We start from the raw sequence: 5421 nt of genomic DNA, 5'->3' as shown, positions 1-5421 counted from the left end.
GGGCGGGCGCTCGCCCCCCCCCCCCCGCCCAAGGCCTCCCCCCCCACCCCTAAGGTGTATCCACCGTTCCTCGCCGATTCACCCCATCAGGCAGGCGCTCGGAGTGAACCGAGGGGGCGGAAGGGGGCGCGTTCGCCGCGCGTTCTGTCCCGCTGATCACCGCCGACCTACCGTCGGAAGGACGGGGCGGGTGGCAGGGAGGTTCGGGCATGACGGGACAGGGGGACCCGGCGGCCCTCGACAGGACCCTGGTGCGGATATGCGACCTGGCGGGGCGGCCGCGCGGGACCGGATTCGCCGCCGACGACCAGGGCACGGTGATCACCAGCCACGAAGCGGTCGACGGGCTCGCACGGCTCGTGCTGCACGCCGCGGGGGAGCGCGTGTGCGTGGTGACCGCCGACGCCGTGGTGCACCTGCCGGAGGCGGATCTCGCCCTCGTCCGCACGGAGGGGCTCGGGCTGCGCCCGCTGCCCGTCACCGTGCGTGAGGCCGTTCCGGTCGGCAGCTATGTGCGGATCGCCGCGCGCGGCTGGCGCGAGGCACGCATCCTCGGCCCGGCGACGGTGACCTACACCGCCACGGACCGCTTCCATCTGGTCGACGCCGCGCTGGAGCTCGCCATCGGCACCGACGGCGCGGACGCGCTGCGGCTCGGCGGCGGGGCGGCGGGCGGCCCGGTCGTCGACGCCTCGTCCGGAGCCGTGCTCGCCGTCCTGGGCACCGCGCTGCACGGCGAGCACAGCTCGGCGGGGATCGCCGTGCCGCTGCGGGACGCGGCGGCCGCCGATCCCGGGGGACCGCTCGCCGAGCTGCTCGTGCGCAACGCGGCGACCGTTCCGGCGTACGGCCGGGATCTCAACCTGGCCGGCGCGCTGCATCTGACGGCGACCTCGCTGGGCTCCGACGGGCCGCGCGCCGCCGTCCTCGACCCGGTCGAACGCCCGGATACGGCAAAGGAGTTGGCGGAGTTCACCGACGGCCCCGCACAGGTGCTCGGCCTGGTCGGCGACCCCGGCACCGGCCGGACCACCGAACTCGCGGCCCTCGCCGCGCGCCGGGCGCGCGGCGCCGAGCCGGCCCCCACGCTGTGGCTGCGCGGTGCGGACCTGCAGGGCGCGGACACGGGCGTGGGCGATGCGGTGGAGCGTGCCCTTGAGCGGGCCGGGCGCATCGTCGAGGCCTCGGAGGATCTCCTCGCCGGGGCGGACGACGGGCTCGGGGACATCTCGGCGGGGCGGGTCGCGCGGCTCGTGCGGGACCGGGGGCGGCCGTTGCTGCTGCTGCTCGACGGGCCCGAGGAGATGCCGCCGGTGCTCGCGCACCGTCTCGCGGAGTGGAGCGGCGGTACGGCCGAGTGGCTGCGGGACACGGGGGCGCGGCTCGTCGTGGCCTGCCGCGCGGAGTACTGGGAGCAGGCGGGGGAGCACTTTCCTGCCGAGCTGCTGCAGGAGTGTGTGTGCCTCGGGGATCTGCCCGAGCGGCAGGCACGGCTCGCCCGGGCGCGGTACGGCATCCCGGAGGGCGCGCTGGCCGCCGCCGACGCCCGCCATCCGCTGGCGCTGCGGCTCCTGTCCGAGGTGCGCGCCGCGCTGCCGGACGCGCCACCGCCCGGGCGGCCGGGGCGCGAGGAGATCTTCGCCGCCTATCTGGACCTGCTGTGCCTGCGGGTCGCGGTGCGGCTCGCTGCTCCGCAGGGGCTGCGGGGCGGGGCGGTGCGGCGGCTCGCGGCGAAGGTGTCGGGGCAGGTGCACGAGGCGGCGCGGCGGTGTCTGGGGCCGGGGCAGGGGGAGTTGGACCGGGCGTCGTTCGAGGAGGTGTTCCCGTGGGGGACGGGGTGGGCCTCCGCGGTCCTCACGGAGGGGTTGCTGACCCCTGCGGGGGACGGGTACCGCTTCGCGCACGAGGAGGTCGCGGACTGGATCCAGGGGATGCATCTGGATGTGGACGGGGCGCTGTGGTCCCTGGTGCATCGGTACGAGGCGGCTGCGCCGCGGGCCGGGGCGGCGTCCTTGCCGGTCCCCCGCCACCGGATCGGCCCGGTCATCCAGGCCCTGCTGCAGCTGCGCCCTGCCGAACTGGAGCCTCGGCTAAGGGAGTTGGCTCGGTTCGGGGAGGGTTCTGTACTGCCCGGCGCATCGGGGCCCGGCGGTGAAGGTTGTGCCCACCCGTTCCGCCGTGCGGAACGCCTGCCCACAACCGATGCGGAAGGCGTCGCCGCCCTTGCTGTGGGCACCGATGCACCAGGGTGGTGGGCCGGCCATCTGCTGGTCGAGACGCTCTGCCGGGTGCCCGACGCGTCGCCGTACCGAGCCCTGCTCGCCGAGCTGGCCCGGCAGGGGAGGTACGACGCCGAGTTCTGGCTCGCCCTCCCCCTCCCGGAGAGCGACCGCTTCGACCTCCTGCGGGACGCGGTGATCCACGACCCCCCGCCCGGCCCCCCGCAGGGCAGCCGCTGCCTCGACGCCGTCGCCGAGCTCCTCGCGCGCAACCCCGCCAAGGCGCAGCCCCACCTGACCCGCTGGTTCACCGACGAACGCCCGCTCGCGGCGACCCCGCAGGCGACCGTCGCATCCGCCGCCCAGGCCCTGCTCCACACCCACCGGCACCGCGCCATCGACGACCTCACCGAAGCCCTGGTCGACTCCGCGCACCCCCGCGCCGACGAACTCCTCGCGGTGCTCGCCGAGGAGGAGCCCTCCGCCATCTGCCGGGCCGTCGACCGCTGGGTCCACGACGAGCGCCCTGCCCGCCGTGTCGCCGCCGTCGCCTACGGCCTGCGCGCCGCCCCGCACGCCACCACCGACGCCGACCGCGAGCTCCTGCGGTACGCGGCGTTCGCCCTGCTGGCCCGCCCCTGCGACGACACCCTGCACGGCGCCGCGCTCGCCCTCCTCATCCGCGACCCGCAGACCCGCACCCGCCATCTGCCGCCCGCCCTGCGGCGTTTCACCGCCGGGGATCCGCAGCTGCCCGCGAGCGCGCTCGTCGCCGCCTTCGACACCCACCCCGAGCCGGTCATCGCCGCCTTCCGCAAGCGTCTGTACGGTCCGGGCCCCGCACCGGGGGACGTACTGCGCAGCCTGGCCGACGTGACGGCGCCCGGGCTCGCGCGGCGGGTGGCCGATCTCGTACGCGATGTCCTGGAGCTCCGTCCCGACCTGGCGGGGCATGTCGCGGCCTACCTCGATCTCCGTCTTGAGCAGGGGCCGGGCGTTCGCGCCGTCCTCCTGCCGCTCGTGGTGGGGCTCTTCAACAGCCGTCCGCCCGCCGTGCGCGCCGCCCTCGCCGCCGCCGTCGCGGCCCCCGGCACCGACGCATCGAAGGCCCTGCGCGGCGAACTGCTCGAGGTACTGCTCGACCGGGAGCGGGAGCCCGAAGTCCTGGACGCCGTGCTGTGCGCGGTCGCGGCCGGCGGCGGCGAGAGCCGGCTCCGTGCCCTCGTGCACCGTACGGGCGAGCTGCTCGTCCGCACCCCGCACGGCGCGACCTGCTTCGACCGTCGCCTGGTCGAGCTGGCCCGTTCCGTCCCCGGCTTCGCCGCGGCCGTCGCCCGGTGGATGTGCGACGCCCCGCAGGAGTGGGCCGCCCTCGTCGGCCCGAGCGCCCGCCGCATGATCGAGAACGTCGCCGGGGCGCGCGTACCGGCGTGAGGTCCGCCACCCCATCCGATGCGATCCGGATCGCGCGGGCATGGCAGTCTTAGACCTGCGCAATGGGCAATGGGACGTACACACACGTACACGGGTTCGGCGAGGAGCAAAGACAGTGCAGCGCTGGCGTGGCTTGGAGGACATCCCCCAGGACTGGGGGCGCAGCGTCGTCACCATCGGTTCCTACGACGGCGTACACCGCGGGCACCAGCTGATCATCGGCCGTGCGGTCGAACGAGCGCGTGAGCTCGGCGTGCCCGCCGTCGTCGTCACCTTCGACCCGCACCCCAGCGAGGTCGTGCGTCCGGGCAGCCATCCGCCGCTCCTCGCCCCGCACCACCGGCGCGCCGAACTCATGGCCGAGCTGGGTGTGGACGCGGTCCTCATCCTGCCGTTCACCACGGAGTTCTCGAAGCTGTCGCCGGCCGACTTCGTCGTCAAGGTGCTCGTCGACAAGCTGCACGCGCGCGTGGTCGTCGAGGGCCCCAACTTCCGCTTCGGCCACAAGGCCGCGGGCAATGTCGCCTTCCTGACCGAGCTCGGCGCGACGTACGACTACGAAGTCGATGTCATCGACCTGTTCGTGAGCGGCGAGGCGGGGGGCGGCGAGCCCTTCTCGTCCACGCTCACCCGGCGTCTGGTCGCCGAAGGCGATGTGGCGGGCGCGGCGGAGATCCTCGGCCGCCCGCACCGCGTCGAGGGCGTCGTCGTGCGGGGCGCGCAGCGCGGCCGCGAACTGGGCTTTCCCACCGCCAACGTGGAGACGCTGCCGCACACCGCCATCCCCGCGGACGGCGTCTACGCCGGGTGGCTGCACGCGCAGGGCGAGGCGATGCCCGCAGCGATCTCCGTGGGCACGAACCCGCAGTTCGACGGGACCGAGCGGACGGTCGAGGCGTACGCGATCGACCGCATCGGGCTCGACCTGTACGGCCTGCACGTGGCCGTCGACTTCCTGGCCTTTGTGCGCGGGCAGGCGAAGTTCGACTCGATCGACGCGCTGCTCGTGGCCATCGCGGACGACGTGAAGAAGGCCCGCGAGCTCATCGAAGCCGCCGATTCCGGCAAGGGCGTCCCGGAGTAGGGGGCCGAAAGCGGGGTTCCCGCCCCCGGCCCTGCGTGCCTACAGGACGTGCGGAAGGGCGACGCTGTTGACCAGCGGGCCTTCGACGGTGACTCCTTCGGTGATCAGCGACTCGACGGGCGGCAGCGGCGGGGCGGGGTTCGCCGTGCGCTGTGCCGCCGAGGCCGGAGCGGTGATCGCGGTGACGGACAGGGTGAGGGCTGCGAGCAGCGTGAAGGTCAGGACGCGGCGATGACGCATGAAGTCTCTGCTTTCTTCCGTGTTCTTCCGGTTTCCCCGGCGTCCGACGACCCGTTCGTATGATCGTCAGTGACTTCTTGGCCGTGCCCGGGGTTACGCACGGCGAGCGGGCCGCGACCGGCGGCCCGCACACGCACGGTCCAAGGAGGCTGCAGTGAACGGCAGTTGGGTGCAGACGACGTCCCGTTGGGTGCTGGTCGCGGCGATGGCTGCGGTGCCATCCGCCCTGTGCTCCGGCGCGGCGCACGCCGATGAGACGCACGCGAACTCGCACAACGCGCCCAGGGTCGCGCTGATCAACACCGGCCAGATCGATGACCCGTTGGAGGACGTGCTGGAGCACACCCTCAACTTCGGGGACGGATACAGGTGGGACTGACGGGTGAACCGCTCGTGGTCGCACCGTACTTGCGCGGGTTCCCGGGCGGCCGCGCAAGTACCTGT

General features: G+C 74.2%; 4 protein-coding genes. 3 read left to right on the top strand and 1 reads right to left on the bottom strand.

Going from position 1 to position 5421, the window contains the following annotated elements; all coding sequences use genetic code 11:
* The first annotated feature begins 209 nt into the window (after window positions 1-209).
* Both ACFWY6_RS43840 and ACFWY6_RS43835 read left to right on the top strand, forming a co-directional pair.
* Window positions 210-3653: a trypsin-like peptidase domain-containing protein gene (locus tag ACFWY6_RS43840; RefSeq protein ID WP_384703044.1), complete on the top strand. Its 3444-nt coding sequence runs from the start codon at window positions 210-212 to the stop codon at window positions 3651-3653.
* Between the two features lie 115 nt (window positions 3654-3768).
* A complete protein-coding gene (locus tag ACFWY6_RS43835) occupies window positions 3769-4737 on the top strand; it encodes a bifunctional riboflavin kinase/FAD synthetase (RefSeq protein WP_384703041.1) in 969 nt (322 codons plus the stop codon).
* A 39-nt stretch (window positions 4738-4776) separates the two neighbouring features.
* Here ACFWY6_RS43835 and ACFWY6_RS43830 read toward each other — a convergent pair whose 3' ends face one another.
* A complete protein-coding gene (locus ACFWY6_RS43830; protein WP_384703038.1) occupies window positions 4777-4977 on the bottom strand; it encodes a hypothetical protein in 201 nt (66 codons plus the stop codon).
* A 154-nt stretch (window positions 4978-5131) separates the two neighbouring features.
* On the opposite strand from ACFWY6_RS43830, the gene ACFWY6_RS43825 reads away from it, so the two are divergent.
* The gene (locus tag ACFWY6_RS43825; protein WP_384703047.1) at window positions 5132-5356 is read left to right on the top strand and encodes a hypothetical protein; all 225 of its coding nucleotides are present in this window, start codon (window positions 5132-5134) and stop codon (window positions 5354-5356) included.
* Window positions 5357-5421 lie beyond the last annotated feature (65 nt).

Origin of the sequence: Streptomyces sp. NPDC059037 (assembly GCF_042740015.1) — a bacterium.
GTDB lineage: Bacteria > Actinomycetota > Actinomycetes > Streptomycetales > Streptomycetaceae > Streptomyces.
The sequence above is the reverse complement of the archived record's forward strand: the minus strand, read 5'-3'. Positions and strand labels throughout refer to the sequence as shown.